The 13,224-nt window shown below is 73.8% G+C and carries 6 protein-coding genes; all 6 read left to right on the top strand.

What is annotated here, in order from left to right:
• Nucleotides 1-60: 60 nt before the first annotated feature.
• The 6 genes from ACZ6CV_RS08065 (at nucleotide 61) to ACZ6CV_RS08040 (ending at nucleotide 13,097) form a co-directional block, all read left to right on the top strand.
• On the top strand, nucleotides 61-1,770 hold the full coding sequence (locus ACZ6CV_RS08065) for a glycerol-3-phosphate dehydrogenase/oxidase (protein ID WP_362363538.1): 1,710 nt from the start codon (nucleotides 61-63) through the stop codon (nucleotides 1,768-1,770).
• Nucleotides 1,771-2,238: 468 nt separating this feature from the next.
• Nucleotides 2,239-4,272 carry a protein kinase domain-containing protein gene (locus tag ACZ6CV_RS08060; protein ID WP_469250084.1) on the top strand — a complete coding sequence of 678 codons (2,034 nt, stop codon included), beginning with the start codon at nucleotides 2,239-2,241 and terminating at the stop codon, nucleotides 4,270-4,272.
• A 129-nt stretch (nucleotides 4,273-4,401) separates the two neighbouring features.
• Nucleotides 4,402-7,398, top strand: coding sequence for a protein kinase (locus ACZ6CV_RS08055; RefSeq protein WP_469250083.1), 2,997 nt, complete (start codon nucleotides 4,402-4,404; stop codon nucleotides 7,396-7,398).
• Nucleotides 7,399-7,530: 132 nt separating this feature from the next.
• Nucleotides 7,531-9,270, top strand: coding sequence for a serine/threonine-protein kinase (locus tag ACZ6CV_RS08050; protein WP_469250310.1), 1,740 nt, complete (start codon nucleotides 7,531-7,533; stop codon nucleotides 9,268-9,270).
• Nucleotides 9,271-9,398: 128 nt separating this feature from the next.
• On the top strand, nucleotides 9,399-11,240 hold the full coding sequence (locus tag ACZ6CV_RS08045) for a serine/threonine-protein kinase (protein ID WP_469250082.1): 1,842 nt from the start codon (nucleotides 9,399-9,401) through the stop codon (nucleotides 11,238-11,240).
• A 144-nt stretch (nucleotides 11,241-11,384) separates the two neighbouring features.
• Nucleotides 11,385-13,097 carry a serine/threonine-protein kinase gene (locus ACZ6CV_RS08040; RefSeq protein WP_469250081.1) on the top strand — a complete coding sequence of 571 codons (1,713 nt, stop codon included), beginning with the start codon at nucleotides 11,385-11,387 and terminating at the stop codon, nucleotides 13,095-13,097.
• Nucleotides 13,098-13,224: the final 127 nt, after the last annotated feature.

Raw genomic sequence — 13,224 nt, 5'->3', positions numbered from 1 at the left:
GGCGGGGAAATCTGGGCATGATGTGAGTCCGACCACACCCGATCCATGCGGGAGGCAGCGGTGAGGACAGCGACACTGGGGCCGGCGGAGCGCGCCGGGTCACTTGCGGGAATGGCCGAGCGGGAGCTGGACGTCCTGGTGGTGGGCGCGGGCGTGGTCGGCGCGGGCACCGCCCTGGACGCGGTGACCCGAGGCCTGTCCACCGGCCTGGTCGAGGCGCGGGACTGGGCCTCGGGGACCTCCAGCCGGTCCAGCAAGCTGATCCACGGCGGCCTGCGCTATCTGGAGATGCTCGACTTCGCGCTCGTCCGGGAGGCGCTGAAGGAGCGCGGCCTGCTCCTGGAGCGGCTCGCCCCGCATCTCGTGAAGCCGGTGCCGTTCCTCTACCCCTTGCAGCACAAGGGCTGGGAGAGGTTGTACGCGGGCTCGGGCGTCGCCCTCTACGACGCGATGTCGATGTCCCGCGGGCACGGCCGGGGCCTGCCCATGCACCGCCATCTGACGCGCCGCCACGCCCTGCGTGTGGCCCCCTGTCTGAAGAAGGACGCCCTGGTCGGCGCCATGCAGTACTACGACGCCCAGATGGACGACGCGCGCTACGTGGCCACCTTGGTCCGCACCGCTTCGGCGTACGGCGCGAAGGTCGCCAACCGCGCGAAGGTCACCGGCTTCCTGCGCGAGGGCGAGCGCGTCGTCGGCGCCCGGGTGCAGGACGTGGAGGGCGGCGGGGAGTACGAGATCCGCGCCAAGCAGATCGTCAACGCCACCGGCGTGTGGACGGACGACACCCAGGCGATGGTCGGCGAGCGCGGCCAGTTCCACGTCAGGGCGTCCAAGGGCATCCATCTGGTCGTACCGAAGGACCGGATCAACGCGAGCACCGGACTGATCCTGCGCACCGAGAAGAGCGTCCTCTTCGTCATCCCGTGGGGGCGGCACTGGATCGTGGGCACGACCGACACCGACTGGGACCTCGACAAGGCCCACCCGGCCGCCTCCAGCGCCGACATCGACTACCTCCTGGAGCACGTGAACTCCGTGCTCGCCGTCCCGCTCTCCCGGGACGACGTCCAGGGGGTGTACGCGGGCCTGCGCCCGCTGCTCGCCGGTGAGTCGGACGCCACCAGCAAGCTGTCGCGGGAGCACACGGTCGCCCACCCGGCGCCCGGCCTGGTCGTCGTCGCCGGCGGCAAGTACACGACGTACCGCGTGATGGCCAAGGACGCCGTCGACGAGGCGGTGCACGGCCTCGACCAGCGGGTCGCCGAGTGTGTCACGGAGGACATCCCGCTCGTCGGCGCCGAGGGGTACAAGGCGCTGTGGAACGCCCGCGCGAGGATCGCCGCCCGGACGGGCCTTCATGTGGTGCGCGTCGAGCACCTGTTGAACCGGTTCGGATCGCTGGCCGAGGAGGTGCTCGAACTCATCACCGCGGACCCGAAGCTGGGCGAGCCGCTACCGGGCGCCGACGACTACCTCAAGGCCGAGATCGTCTACGCCGCGTCGCACGAGGGCGCCCGCCACCTCGACGACGTGCTGACCCGGCGCACCCGCATCTCCATCGAGACGTTCGACCGAGGCACCCGCAGCGCCCGGGAGTGCGCCGAGCTGATGGCGCCCGTCCTCGGCTGGGACAAGGACCAGATCGAGCGCGAGGTGCAGCACTACGAGAAGCGGGTGGAGGCCGAGCGGGAGTCGCAGCGCCAGCCGGACGACCTGACGGCGGACGCGGCGCGCCTGGGGGCGCCGGACATCGTGCCGCTCAACTGACCCGCCGGCTCCGGACGCACCGCCGGCCCCAGGCGACGCGCCGGCCCGGCTCCTGTCCTCCTTCGGCCGACTTGTCCGTGGCGGCACGGAAAATGACGATCCGTCGGGCGCGGCGGGGGGTGCCCGATGGGGCGTACCGGGACGATCGGTGCCCCTGGGGTGCGGCGCTGCTCAGGGGTGCCGGGGCCGGGGCTTGCCTCGGCCGGTGAGCAGCGGAAGAGTGGCGTCCGTGGCCGGTGCCACGGGTTGTGGCCGGCCCATCGCCAGGCTGACGGACGTCGCCCCGAGGGGGATTGCCGCCAGGGGACGCGGTGTTGGCGCGGCGGCCCCTCCCGTGACGCGGTCCGTCATGAGGGACGGGAAGAGGGACCCTGGACCCTGGGCATCGGCCGGTCCCCGAGTAAGGGACAATGAAGGCTCTGTCAGGGCGGGTTGCTCGGGTAGCAGCGGTAGCAGCAGAGGGGACGCATGTCGGACGCGGAGCAGACGGGTGAGGCCCGTCGGGACAAGAGCGAACGTCTCCTCGCCGGCCGGTACCGGCTGGGAGAGGTGCTCGGCCGCGGTGGCATGGGCACGGTCTGGCGCGCCAAGGACGAGACACTTGGCCGTACGGTCGCGGTGAAGGAGCTGCGGTTCCCCTCGAGCATCGACGACGAGGAGAAGCGCCGGCTCATCACGCGGACGCTGCGCGAGGCGAAGGCGATCGCGCGGATCCGCAACACCAGCGCCGTGACCGTCTACGACGTGGTCGACGAGGACGACCGCCCGTGGATCGTGATGGAGCTGGTCGAGGGCAAGTCGCTCGCGGAGGTGATCCGTGAGGACGGCGTGCTCACGCCGCGGCGCGCGGCCGAGGTGGGCCTCGCCGTGCTCGACGTGCTGCGCTCCGCGCACCGCGAGGGGATCCTGCACCGCGACGTGAAGCCGTCGAACGTGCTGATCGCCGAGGACGGCCGGGTCGTGCTCACGGACTTCGGCATCGCGCAGGTCGAGGGCGACCCGTCGATCACCTCCACCGGCATGCTCGTCGGCGCGCCCTCGTACATCTCCCCGGAGCGCGCCCGCGGCCACAAGCCGGGGCCTGCCGCCGACCTGTGGTCGCTGGGCGGTCTGCTGTACGCGTCCGTGGAGGGCGTGCCCCCGTACGACAAGGGGTCGGCCATAGCGACCCTGACCGCGGTGATGACCGAGGACGTCGAACAGCCCGAGAACGCCGGGCCGTTGGAGAAGGTCATCTACGGCCTGCTCGCCAAGGACCCCGAGCAGCGGCTCGACGACGCCGGGGCGCGGGCGCTCCTCATGGACGTCATCCACTCCCCGGAGATCAAGGCGGAGCCGGAGCCGGTGGAGGCGACCAAGGTCGTCCCGCTCCCGCCGGTCCCGCCCGCCCCCTCGAGGGCACCGAAGACACCGAAGGCCCTGAAGCCGTCCCGGCCCGCGAAGGCGACCAGGCTGACGAAGCCCGCCAAGGCCGCGGGCGTGGCCGGTGGGGCTGCCGGGGCCGCCGGTGCGGCGCAGGGCTCCGCAGGCACCGGTGGCGCCGGGGCCGGGTCAGCCGTCGGTGCCGCCGCCGGGCGTACGGCCGAGGCGGCCACCGACCGGTTCAAGGGCGCCCTGCAGTCCGTGCGCAAGGCGGCCGCCGCGCGCGGCGCCGGAGCGTCGGCCTCGACGCCCGCCGGTGCACCGTCCGGTCCGGGCGGCGGCCGGCCCCGGCCGCCGGTCAAGGCGTCGCTCACCGATGTGGTGCCGCGCCGGACGCTGGTCATCCTCTCCGTGGTGGTCGTCCTCGCGGTGCTCGGCACGGTGCTCGCCCTCGCGCTCGGCGGCGACGGATCCGGCGCCGAGGACAACAAGGGCGGCGACAAGGCCGCGACCAGCGGGGCGAGCGCCGGCGACTCCGGCAAGGGCAGCGGCAAGGACGCCGACAAGGGCGCCGGGACCGGGGACGACCAGGCCAAGGACCCGTCCGAGGACGCGAGTTCCGGCTCGGGCGAGGACAAGGGCAAGGACGACAAGAGCCAGGACGACAAGGGCAAGGGCAAGGACGACTCCGGCAAGAAGCCCGACGACGGCGCGGAGTCGACGTACAAGCACGGCCAGGGCTTCAAGATCGGGCTGCCGAAGGGCTGGAAGTACGGGTCGACGAGCCAGGCGGGAGCGCGGTTCACCGGCCCCGACGGCCAGAAGCTGCTGGTCGGCTGGACGACCTCGCCCAAGGACGACCCGGTGCGCGACTGGAAGAACCAGGAGCGCTACATGGTCCGGTCGCAGTACCACAAGATCCGCATAGAGAAGGTCGGCTACCGGGGCTGGAACACGGCCGACTGGGAGTTCACCTATGTCGACGGCGGGACCAAATACCGCTCCATAGACCGGGGCTTCGTCGTCAACGACGGCCTGGGCTACGGGATGATGTACACGGCCAAGGCCGACGACTGGGGCGGCGAGCAGCGGCGCGCCACCTGGCGGACGCTCACCAAGACGTTCGAGCCGAAGTCCTGAGCCCGAGATCTCGTATCCCCTCATTGTGGTTCACCTCCGGCACGTATCGTGAGTTGTTGCGGACCGTAAGCAGCCACAACGGACCGCAAGAGATACGGATTTGACCACCCGGCGGACGGGGGAGGCGACGTGGACGACTACGCGGGACGGGTGCTCGCCGACCGCTACCGCCTACCGCTGCCGCCGTCGGACGAGTACGAGCTGGCCGAGTCCCGTGCCTTCGACACGTACAGCGGACAGGAAGTCCTGGTCCGGCAGGTGCCGTTGCCCGAGATCGTCGAGGCCGAGGTGGTCGGCGAGGGCGAGCCGCAGGGCGCGGGGCCGTACGACGCCGAGCTCGACGTGGACGACCTGCCCGCCGGTTTCGTGCCACGGGCCAGGAACGGCGGCGCCGGGATCCGGCGGGCCGCGTCGCGCACGACGCGCAGGCCCACGGACCCGGCGGTGCGGCGCGCGATCGAGGCGGCCCAGACCGCCGCGCAGATACCGGACCACCCGCGCCTGGACCAGGTCTTCGACGTGTTCGCGGAGGGCGGCTCGCTGTGGATAGTCAGCGAGCTGGTGGCGGCCCGGCCGCTGGCGGCGCTCCTCGCGGACCGGCCGCTGAGTCCGTACCGCGCGGCGGAGGTCGCGGCGGACGTCCTGGCGGCGCTGCGGGTGCTGCACGCGTACGGCTGGGTGCACCGGAACATCACCGCGCGGACGGTGCTGATCTGCGACGACGGCCGCGTGATGCTGACGGGCCTCGCGGCCGGCGCGGCCGAGGAGGCGCTGTGCGGGTACGACCCCCGACCGGTAGAGGCCGGGGAGGCGGCCGGCTCGGCGGGGTCGGTCGGGAATGTGTCGGGGTACGGGGAGTCCGCCGGGGCCGACGAGACGGGTGAGCCAGGTGAGGCGCGGGAGGCGGGCGGGGCCGGCGGGACGGCCCGTGCGGTGGCCGCGGCCTCGGAGGACGCCCGGTACGACTCCGGGAGCATGGCGCTCGAACCCGCGCCGGAGTCCGCGGGACGGGACCCGAAGGGCGGGCGCGCGGGCGGCGCCATCGCGGCGTACCACGCGGGGGCGCGGGCCGCGGCGCGGGTGAGTGAGGCTTCGGGGGCGTACGAGCGGGGGCGGCGCGAGGCGGGTGCCGGTGGCTCCGATGCTCGTGGGCGCGACGCCCGTGGACGTGACGCCCGTGGACGTGACGCCCGTGGACGTGACGCCCGTGGACGTGACGCCCGTGGTCCCGACGGCGGTGGGCTCGGCGACCGTGGCTCCGACAGTCCGGGAGCCGGTGACGGTGGGTCCGCCGAGGGGGCGTCCGGGGTGGCTGGGGCGTCCGGGGTGGCCGGGCGGATCTCGGACCCGTACGGCGTGGCGGTCACCAAGCCGTGGCACGGCGCGGTGCCGCGGGGCGGCGTTCCGGCGGCACGGCGTGCGGATGTGCCGCAGGGTGCCGACGTGGACGCGGACGAGCGGGACGGCTTCGGACACGGTGACGGAAGCGGCGCGGAGGGTGGCCGCGGGGGCGGTTACGGGAGCCGCTTCGGCAGCGACCGCGAAGGTAGCCCCGAAAACGGCCCCGAAAGCGGTCACGAGAGCCGTCACGCGCCCCGTGACACCCGTGGTGGGTGGGACGACGGACCCGGGGACGGCACCGCCTCCCGTGGCCCCACCACCGCCCTCGCCGCCGAGCGGGCCCGGCACGCGCGCATGGTCGTCGTCGGCCCCGTCACCGAGCGGTGGGCGCCCGAGCAGGCAGTCCCCGTGCACGAGAACTGGCGGCTCGCCGCGCCGATCGGCCCCGCCACCGACCTGTGGGCCCTCGGCGCGCTCCTCTTCCGCGCCGTGCAGGGACACGCCCCCTACCCCGAGGACAGCGCGGCCGAGCTCGTCCAGCTCGTGTGCGCCGAGCCGCCCGCCTTCGCCGAGGAGTGCGGGGCGCTGCGTCCCGTCGTCGAGTCGTTGCTGCGTCAGGACCCCACGGAGCGGATCGACTTCGAGGAACTGAGCGGCTGGCTGCGCTCGTTGGTGCGGTCCGCGCCGGAGCCGGAGGCCGGGGCGCACGTCGTGCCGGTGCCCGCGTACGACGCCGGCCGGCTGCCCGTCGTACGCAGGCGCGGCGAGGTCGTACGCAGGCGGCGCGGCAGTGCCTCGGGCGGCGATACGAGGTTCGGGCACGGGCGCCACAAGCGCGGCAGGGGCAAGGGCAAGGGCAGAGGCGACAAGGGGCAGGGCGGTACGGCGCGGGCCGCCGTCGGACACGGCCGCGAGGCCAGGGAGATGCCCCTGGCCGCGTCGGCGCGACCTCCGCACGAGCCACGGCCGTTACGCGAGCCCCGCCTCTCCCACGAGTCGGACCTGCCCCCCGAGTCCCGTACGCCCAAGGCTGCTCGCAACCCCGGCCGCAACCCGGGCCGCCCCCGTTCGCTCGGGCGGCTGCTGCTGATCGCCATCCTGATCGGGCTGGCCGCCGCCTTCGTGTACGCGATGGTGTTCATGCCCAAGAACGATGACGGTGCGTCGGGTGACCGCGCGGGCGCCGCGGGCGAGGTCAGCTCGGCACCGAGCGCGAGCGGGGGCACAGAGGCCGGTCAGAGCAGCGACCCCGGTGACGACAAGAACAAAGACAAGGACAAGCCCGGCAAGAGCCCCAGCTCCCAGGAACCGCAGACCGGCGGACCCGAAGTGCCGCGTGGATTCACCGTCCGCAAGGACCCCGCCGGCTTCCGCGTCGCCGTCGCGAGCGGGTGGGACCGGCAGCCCAAGAACGGTAGGGGCCAGGTCCGTTACACGCACGGCGACTTCGAGCTGCTGCTCGTCCCGGGGCGCGACACCACGGACGGGTATGGCAGCGATCCGATGAAGTACCAGCGCGAACACGAGCGCGAACTTCAGCCGTTCCGCGACTCCACCTGGGCGACATCCAGCGGCATGCGCCGCATCGACGTAGGCGGACGGACCATGGCGGAGGGCCAGTTCACCTGGCAGGACGACGCGGGCCATGAGGTCTTCGTACGCAATCTGGCGATGGTCGTCGGGGGCAAGTACCACGTGGTCCAGGTGCGCGGACCCGAGGCGGAGAGGGATGAGGTCACGCGTCTGTACGAGCAGGCTTCGGCCACGTATCAGGCCACGGATTGAGCCGATTCCGGCACTCGGGACATGCCTGGCATGCGTCACAGTGCGGTCTCCGTGCACCCCCTGTGGTTCCCTGTCCGCCTCGCGCTCCTTAACCTGGGCCTGTCCAGACCATTGCGGGGGAACGTGAATCAGATGCAGGGCCTGCTCCTCGCGGGCCGCTACCGACTCGCTGAGTCCATCGGCCGCGGTGGCATGGGACGGGTGTGGCGCGCGCAGGACGAGGTGCTGCACCGTGCCGTCGCCGTCAAGGAACTGACGGCTGCCCAGTTCGTGCAGGAGGCCGACCGCGCCGTCCTGTTCGCGCGGACCCAGACGGAGGCGCGCGCCGCCGCCCGCATCAACCACCCCGCCGTCGTCACCGTCCACGACGTCCTCGAGTACGACGAGCGGCCCTGGATCGTGATGGAGCTGGTCGAGGGCCGCTCACTGGCGGACGCCGTCAAGGACGACCACCGCGTCGAGCCGGTGGAGGCCGCCCGCATAGGCCTGTGGACCCTGCGGGCCCTGCGCGCCGCGCACGCCGCGGGCGTCCTGCACCGCGACGTGAAGCCCGGCAACGTCCTCCTCTCCGTCGACCGGCGCGTCCTGCTCACCGACTTCGGCATCGCCGCGATCGAGGGCGACTCCACGATCACCCGGACCGGCGAGGTCGTCGGCTCCGTCGACTATCTGGCGCCCGAGCGGGTCAGCGGCGGCAACCCGGGGCCCGCCTCCGACCTGTGGGCGCTCGGCGCCACGCTGTACACGGCGGTGGAGGGGTTCTCGCCGTTCCGGCGCACCTCACCGCTCGGCACGATGCAGGCCGTGGTCACGGAGGAGCCCGCGGCGCTCGAACACGCGGGCGTCCTCGGTCCGGTCATCAGCGCGCTGCTGCGCAAGGACCCCGAGGCACGGCCGACGGCCGACGAAGCCGAGCAGATGCTGGCCGAGGCCGCCGAGGGCAGGCGCTCGCAGCGGGCGCAGGCGTACGTGCCGACGCAGGTGCATCCGGCCGCCGGGGCGCCCCGGGGCACCCGCGGCCCGACCCACGCGCACGCGGCCGCCCAGCACCCCGACACCCCCACACCGGACAACCCGTCAGGTCACGCGGGCCACGCGGGTCACGCAGACCACACAGGGCACGCAGGCCACTCCACCGACGCCACCCGCACCGCCCACTCCCCGACCGCGTCACCCTCGCCCACGCCCTCGCCCCTCGGCGGCACCGACACCCCCGTGCCGGGAGGCCACGCGGGGCGTGACTCGGTCACGGTCATCGGCCGCGACACGGCCGGCCACCGGCGCCGCCGCTGGCCCGCGGCCGTCGCCGTCGTCGTGGCCGCGCTGCTCGGCGGCGGCGGTGTCTTCGGCTATCTGCAATTCGCCGGCGGCGCTACGAGCGCGGCGGACGACGGCGGGCCCGGCCGGACGGTCGGCGGCATCCCGCGGGACTGGGAGCGGGTGAAGGACCCCGAGGGCTTCAGCCTCATGCTGCCCAAGTCGTGGAAGCGCGAGGTCGACGGCAACCAGGTCGACTACACGCCGGACGGCGGCCGCCGCTTCCTGCGCGTGGCCGTCGACAAGAATCCGCAGTTCGAGAGCTCCTACACCCATCAGCTGTCCCTGGAGAAGGGCCTGCGCGTCAAGCTGCCCGGGTACCGGAGGCTGCAGATGAACTCCAACAACTTCCGCGACCAGCAGGGTTCCCTGTGGGAGTTCAGCTGGAAGGCGGGCGCGAACGACACGACCGCGGGGCCGCGCCGCGCCATCGAGCAGACGTATCGCAGCCGTGACGGCGTCGAGTACGCGATCTACCTGTCGGCGCCGGCCGCCAACTGGCCGGCCACTCGCGAGCAGTTCGACGCGATGCTCCAGGGGTGGCGGGAGCACTGAGAGCCTGGCTCTGACTCCCCCCGACCGCGCTCCGCCGCCCGCCCCCGGGCGCCGCCGCAACGGCCGGAACCCGCCCGCCGCGTGCCGGGGCCCATTTCGTTCGCGCACGTCTGGGGAATGATGGCCGCATGGGGAGCCTGGGAGACCACGCCGGCGGGGCGGGTGCCGGCGGGGTCGGCGGTGTCGGTGCCGGTGGGGGCAACACCCGTGTGATCGCGGGCCGTTACCGCCTGGAGGCGCGGCTCGGGCGGGGCGGCATGGGGCTCGTGTGGCGCGCCAGCGATCTGCTCCTCGAACGTCAGGTCGCGGTCAAGGAACTGGCCCGCGACGAGACCCTCTCCGACGCCGAGGCCGAACAGCAGCGCGAGCGCACCCTGCGCGAGGCGCGGGCGGTGGCGCAGCTGCGGCACCCGCACGTCATCGTCGTCCACGACGTGGTCGTGCAGGACGAACAGCCGTACATCGTCATGGAGTTGATCGAGGGCGGCTCGCTGGCGGGGCGGATCGCGCGCGGCGGACCGCTGGACGCGTACGCCGTCGCGCGGATGGGCATCGACCTGCTCGGCGCCCTGAGCACCGCGCACGAGGCCGGCATCCTGCACCGCGACCTCAAACCCGCCAACGTACTCCTGGAGCGCACGTCAGGACGTGTCGTGCTCACCGACTTCGGGATCGCGCAGCTCAGCGGGGCGACCACGCTCACCGAGGTCGGGTCGTTCGTCGGCTCGCCCGAGTACACCGCGCCGGAGCGGATGGCGGGGGAGCGGACCGGGCCCGAGTCCGACCTGTGGTCGCTCGGCGCGCTCCTCGTCACGGCACTGGCCGGTGCGTCGCCGTTCCGGCGCGACTCGATCGGCGGCGTCCTGCACGCCGTCGTCTACGACGAGATACGCCCGCCCCCGGCCGCCGAGCCGCTCCTGCCGGTCGTGCTCGGCCTCCTCGACCGCGACCCGGCACGCCGGCTCGACGCCGCCGAGGCGAAGAGGCTGCTCCAGGCGTACGTCGAGACGGGGCGGATGCCGACGGTGACGTCGGAGAGACCCCGGGCCGGGTTGCCTGGGTTGCCCGGGCTGCCCCGACTACCCCGACTGCACCGGCTGCCGGGGGCGCGCGGGGTGCCGGGCCCGGCCGGGCTCCCGCGGCGGACCGGGGCCCTGGGGCGGCCGGGGCGCGCGGGGCGGCCCGGCGCCCGCGACGGCGGCCTGCGGCGGGGCGGTCGGCGCCGGGGCGGTCGGCGGCCCGCCGCGTGGGAGCTCCCCGCGGGCCCCTCCGGGGCGGCCCCCGTGAGCCCCTACGGCAGGCAGAGTCCCTACGGCAGGCAGAGCCCCTACGGCAGACACGGGCGGGTCGTCCTCGTCGCCGCCGCACTCGCGGCCGCCATCACGGGCGCCGGCGTCTCCGCGGCGCTCCTGCTGAGCAGGGACGACGACGGGGGCGGCGCGCCGCCCGCCTCCTCCTCCGCGCCGCAGGCCTCGCCGACGCCCACGGTCACCGTGACGACCCGTACCCCGCGGCCGTCGTCGCCGCAGGCGCCCCGGGGCTACCGCATCGCGCAGGACCCCGCCGGGTTCGCGCTCGCCGTCCCCGAGGGGTTCCGCCGCGAGGTGGCGGGGCCCCGGGTCCTGTACGTGTCCTCCGGCGGCACGTACCGGCTGGGCATCGAGGAGGCGGCCGCCGGGCGGGGCGGCCCGCTCGCGGTGCAGCGCCGCGCCGACGCCGCGGGCCCGCGCGAGAACCCCGGCTACCGCGACGGCCGGGTCACGGAGACCACGCGCAACGGCCGCCCCGCCGCCCTGTGGGAGTACACCCGGGACGGCCCCGCCGCGGGGGAGGGCGACCGGCACACCTTCGACCTGTGCTGGCAGGAGGGCGGCCGGATGGTGGACGTGTGGGTCTCGGCACCGGTCGGGGACGCGGCGCAGGCGCGGCGGTACTTCGACGCGGCGGTCGACACGTTCGTACGGCGATGAGTACGGCGGCGAGTGCGGCGGCGAGTACCGCGGTGAGTACTGCGGTAGGTGCGGGCGCGCGGGGCGCCCGGCCCGTGCATCACCCCGGTCACAAGTGGGAGACGTGGCTGGAAACCGGGGTGCCCGGCGGGGTAGGCATGGGGCATGAGCAATGACGGGGGAGCTTCCTACGGGCCGTACGAGCCCACCAGTTTTGAACTTCGGCCACCACAACGGCCGGGCGTACCGGGCCAGTCCGGCGGCACTCACCCCGACAACCCCTACGCACAGCCGCACGAGCCCGCCCTGCCGACCGCCCCGCACACCCCGCACACCCCGCCCGCCCAGGCCGTCCCGGACCCGGCGGCCGGGCCCGAGCCGGGCGCGGGGCGGCTGATCGCGGGCCGCTACCGGCTCCTCGACAAGCTGGGCCACGGCGGCATGGGCACCGTATGGCGCGCCAAGGACGAGACGGTGGACCGCGAGGTCGCGGTGAAGGAGCCGCGCGTCCCCGACCACCTGCCGGAGCGCGAACGGGCCAACGTCCACGAGCGGATGCGCCGCGAGGCGCGCGCGGCGGCCCGCCTCGACCACCCGGCCGTGGTCACCGTGCACGACGTGGCGGTGGAGGACGGCCGGCCGTGGATCGTGATGGAGCTCGTCCAGGGCCGGTCCCTGGGCGCCGCGCTCCAGGAGGGCACGCTGAGCGCCCAGGAGGCCGCGCGGATCGGCCTCGACGTCCTGGACGCCCTCGACGCCGCGCACCGCGCGGGCATCCTGCACCGTGACGTGAAACCGGACAACGTCCTGCTCGGCCGGCACGACCGCGTCGTCCTCACCGACTTCGGCATCGCGCAGATCGAGGGCGAGACCAACCTGACGGACACCGGCGGCTTCGTCGGGTCGCCCGAATTCATCGCCCCCGAGCGGGTGTTGGGCCAGCGGCCCGGCCCGGCCTGTGACCTCTGGTCGCTGGGCGTCGTCCTGTACACGGCGACCGAGGGCGTCTCGCCGTTCCGCCGCAGCAACACCCCCGCCACGCTCCAGTCGGTCCTGAACGCGACACCGGCGGCGCCCGCCTCCGCGTCCGGGCCGCTCGCCGAGGCGATCAACCGGCTGCTGGTCAAGGACCCGGCGCGGCGTCCCGACGCGGCGCAGGTCCGGGCGCTCCTGAAGGAGGCGGCGCGGCCTCCGCAGCCGGCGCCGACCCAGGTCGTCACGGTCACGGACGACGGCGACGGCCGCCGGGGCAAGGGGATCTTCCTGAGCCGCACGGCGCTCGCCGTCGTCGCGGGCGTGGTCGTCGCGGCGGTGGCGGCGGGCGTGCTGGTGGCCGTGAAGCCGTTCGGCGGTTCGGACGCGGAGGGCTGGGAGAAGCACCACGTACGGGAGTTGGCGGCGACCGTCGCCGCGCCCGAGGGTTACACGAAGTCCGCGGACGACAACGCGACCGCGAAGGTGCACTGGGTGCGGTACACCGACCCGAGCGGCAGCGTGTCGATCAGCCTCAGCCTCGACAAGAAGGCGGAGGACGACGGCAGCATCGCGGGAACGGCGGCCGCCGAGATGTACGACGACGACGCGGACTACAAGGAGTCCGGCGACTACAACCTGGGCATGGCCGCCGACCCCGCGCCCAGGACGCAGCCGCAGGAGACCACCTTCCACGGCGAGAAGGCCGCCGAGAACACGGTCGTGTACACCTCGACGGACAGTCAGAACCCCCGCCCCCGCGAGCTCAAGGCCCTCTACTACCGGACGAAGAGCGGCGACATGTACAAGCTGATCGTGAGCTACCCCGGCAAGGGCGACTTCACCGCCCGCGGCCGCGAGGTCGCCGAGAAGGCGATCGCCGACCTGGAACCCGACAAGCTCTGAAAGGACGGCCACGAGCCCTGACGGACGTGACAACGCCCTGATCAGCGGCTTTGTCGCCAGCAATCACTGGCGTCGTACGGGAGAGCCGTGAAGCCCGTTACCGATGGGTACCCAAAACCCGGGCGTG

It is taken from the genome of Streptomyces sp. NPDC041713, from assembly GCF_055591085.1.
The sequence above is the reverse complement of the archived record's forward strand: the minus strand, read 5'-3'. Positions and strand labels throughout refer to the sequence as shown.